Raw genomic sequence first — 3309 nt, 5'->3', positions numbered from 1 at the left:
TTGTCTGTGCGAAAGCGAAGCGACAGCAACAACACGGTTTTGTCTGTGCGAAAGCGAAGCGGCAGCAACAACACGGTTTTGTCTGTTTACACTCTAATCAACTAATGCCATCTCGGCTTTTCAAAATGAGCAATAAAAAAAGCTGTGGTTAAAGTGATAAATTACACTTTAACCACAGCCTTCTCTATTAAATTATGCGTATAATGGATGTTTGTCAGTTAAAGCTTTTACGCGAGCTTTTGCTTCTGTTTTGACTGCTTCATCTTCTGGGTTTTTAAGAACCGTAGCAATAATAGCACCAACTTCTTTCATGTCCTCTTCTTTGAAGCCACGAGATGTTACAGCCGGTGTACCGATGCGGATACCAGAAGTTACGAATGGAGATTCTGTATCGTAAGGGATTGTATTTTTATTTGTTGTAATCCCTACTTCATCAAGTGCATGCTCTGCTACTTTCCCTGTTAAGCCAAGGGATTTCACATTAAGAAGTAACAAGTGGTTATCAGTACCACCAGATACAATTTCAACACCTTCTGCCATTAATACTTCTGCTAAAGCTTTAGCATTAGCTTTAATTTGTTTTGCATACTCTTTGAATTCTGGTTGTAATGTTTCACCGAATGCTACAGCTTTTGCAGCGATCACGTGCATTAAAGGTCCACCTTGGATACCTGGGAATACAGATTTGTTTAACTTTTGCTCCCATTCTTTCGAAGCAAGGATTAAACCACCACGCGGACCACGTAATGTTTTATGAGTTGTAGATGTCACAAAATCAGCGTGTGGCACTGGTGATGGATGTTCGCCAGCAGCTACAAGACCAGCGATATGTGCCATATCCACCATGAAGTACGCTCCTACTTCATCAGCAATTTCACGGAATTTAGCGAAATCGATTTCACGTGGGTATGCAGACGCTCCTGCAACAATTAGTTTTGGCTTATGCTCTAATGCTTTTTGGCGTACATCTTCATAATCGATTACTTGAGTATCTTTTGTTACGCCATATTCAACGAAATTATATAGAATACCTGAGAAGTTTACAGGAGATCCATGTGTTAAGTGACCACCATGAGATAGATTCATCCCAAGTACTGTATCTCCTGGCTCTAAAATTGTGTGGTATACAGCCATGTTTGCTTGTGCACCAGAGTGTGGTTGTACGTTTGCATATTCTGCACCAAAGATTTCTTTCACACGATCACGTGCGATATCTTCCACAACATCTACGTGTTCACAACCGCCATAGTAGCGTTTACCTGGATAACCTTCAGCATATTTATTTGTTAGAACAGAACCTTGTGCTTCCATTACTGCTTCAGATACAAAGTTTTCTGATGCGATTAACTCAATATTTGCTTGTTGACGTTTTTTTTCCGCAAGAATTCCATCTAATACTGCTTTGTCTTGTACTGCTAATTTTTCGTATGCCATGTTTAAAAAGCCTCCTAAGTATAATCGTTAATTGTATACCACTGATTTCAGAGGTAATTTTATTTATATACTGCACGCTCTCCGCCAATCAGCTTTGGACGTGTTGTTGCAATTGTCACAACCGCTTCTCCTACCATTCGCACAGAAGTACGAACTGGAACAGCTACTGCCTTTAAATGCATACCTATGAGTGTTTGACCAATGTCAATTCCTGCATTTGCTTGCACAGTTTCCACAACAACTGGATTTGTAAATTGCGTAAACGCATAAGCAGACATCGAGCCACCTGCTGTACGAACTGGTACAACTGTTACTGGTTCATAACCAAATTGTTCTGCTGTTGTTGCTTCCATTGTAATAGCACGATTAATATGCTCACATCCTTGGAACGCTAGATGTAGTTGATGTTTCTTTGCAAATGCCTGCAACGGCTCAAAAATTGCCTCTCCTATTTCAAGAGCGCCTGCTGTGCCAATTTTCTGACCAATCACTTCAGATGTCGAGCAGCCTACGACAAAAATAGTATTTGGTCGTAGGGTTACCTGCTCTTCAAATTCACTGAGTAACTGAGTCAAATGTGTTCGTATATGTTGTACAACCACTATGCTCAGCCCCTTTATTTCTATTTATTTATGTCAAACAGTAAAAAGCACTCAGATTTTTTTCTGAAACTTTCTAGCTTATGACATCTGTTAACAAACTTAATTGCTTTTCTTATTGCTCAAGCTCAGCGATTTTTTCAATGCGGCGCGTATGACGACCACCTTCAAAATCTGTTTCAAGCCATACTTTAGCGATTTCACATGCAAGGCCTGGACCAATAACTCGCTCACCCATCGCTAAAATATTTGAATCGTTATGGCAACGCGTTGCTTTTGCGCTAAATACATCATGCACTAAAGCACAACGAATTCCTTTAACTTTATTTGCAGCAATGGACATTCCAATACCTGTGCCACAAATTAAAATACCTTTATCAAATTCCCCGCTAGCAACACCTTCAGTAACTGGTTTTGCATAATCAGGATAGTCTACTGAATCCGCAGATTGTGGACCAAAATCTTCGTAGCTAATATTTAGCTCATCTAACAGCTGCATAATCTCACGACGTAAGTTATTGCCTCCGTGATCAGAAGAAATTGCTATTCTCACTGGGTTCCCTCATTTCGAAATTATAGTCAACACTAGTGTACCACTTCTATCTCAAGAATAACATGATTTTTCTTGCATTTTTATGCTGATTTTTCCTAAAAGACGAACATTTCTTGTTAGTACCAATAAAATCATTCACTTTTACACTCGTTTTTCTGTGGATATTGTGAATATCATGTTGATAAATTCGGATACCGGTCTTTTGTTGTAATATTCCATCTTCTGAAGTTTTTTTAGCTTTTCAATTACAGTGGACATACTATATTAATATTTTTTCTATGTATTACCAAAAGTGGTGATATAGGACGGTTCTATATCAAATGCTAGTGTGCGTTTGCGAAGCTCTTGTCGATTTGTTGTTCTATCCGTCGGGGTTGCTCTTTTTTCCATCGCTTTGCGGGCTTTCCGTCGCTTTGCGGGCTTTCCGTCACTTTGCCTGTTCTATCCGTCGGGGACGCTCTTCTTTCCGTCGCTTTGCGGGCTTTCCGTCACTTTGCCTCTTCTTTCCGTCGGGGACGCTCTTCTTTCCGTCGCTTTGCGGGCTTTCCGTCACTTTGCCTCTTCTTTCCGTCGCTCTGATCGCTCTTTCCGTCGCTTCGCCTGTTCTATCCGTCGGGGACGCTCTTCTTTCCATCGCTTTGCGGGCTTTCCGTCGCTTCGCCTCTTCTTTCCGTCGCTCTGATCGCTCTTTCCGTCGCTTCGCCTGTTCTATCCGTCGGGGAC

4 protein-coding genes are annotated in these 3309 nt (G+C 41.0%); 1 reads left to right on the top strand and 3 read right to left on the bottom strand.

All coding sequences use genetic code 11. From position 1 onward, the window contains the following. Window positions 1-192: 192 nt before the first annotated feature. The 3 genes from glyA to rpiB all read right to left on the bottom strand — a co-directional run bounded on the left by glyA (window position 193) and on the right by rpiB (window position 2586). On the bottom strand, window positions 193-1434 hold the full coding sequence (gene glyA / locus ACQKNC_RS17390) for a serine hydroxymethyltransferase (RefSeq protein ID WP_427426010.1): 1242 nt from the start codon (window positions 1432-1434) through the stop codon (window positions 193-195). Window positions 1435-1493: 59 nt separating this feature from the next. Further along, complete coding sequence (locus tag ACQKNC_RS17385; RefSeq protein WP_427426009.1) at window positions 1494-2036, bottom strand: TIGR01440 family protein; 543 nt, start codon at window positions 2034-2036, stop codon at window positions 1494-1496. A 112-nt stretch (window positions 2037-2148) separates the two neighbouring features. Further along, window positions 2149-2586: a ribose 5-phosphate isomerase B gene (rpiB, locus tag ACQKNC_RS17380; protein WP_427426008.1), complete on the bottom strand. Its 438-nt coding sequence runs from the start codon at window positions 2584-2586 to the stop codon at window positions 2149-2151. Window positions 2587-2999: 413 nt separating this feature from the next. Here rpiB and ACQKNC_RS17375 point away from each other — a divergent pair. Beyond that, a partial coding sequence (locus tag ACQKNC_RS17375; protein ID WP_427426007.1) for a hypothetical protein occupies window positions 3000-3309 on the top strand: 310 nt, incomplete at its 3' end.

The organism is Lysinibacillus sp. NPDC094177, assembly GCF_050279145.1.
GTDB lineage: Bacteria > Bacillota > Bacilli > Bacillales_A > Planococcaceae > Lysinibacillus.
The sequence above is the reverse complement of the archived record's forward strand: the minus strand, read 5'-3'. Positions and strand labels throughout refer to the sequence as shown.

Bases quoted from the DNA above. Each gene is read 5' to 3' on its own strand.
- glyA (WP_427426010.1), bottom strand. From the start codon at position 1,434: ATGGCATACGAAAAATTAGCAGTACAAGACAAAGCAGTATTAGATGGA.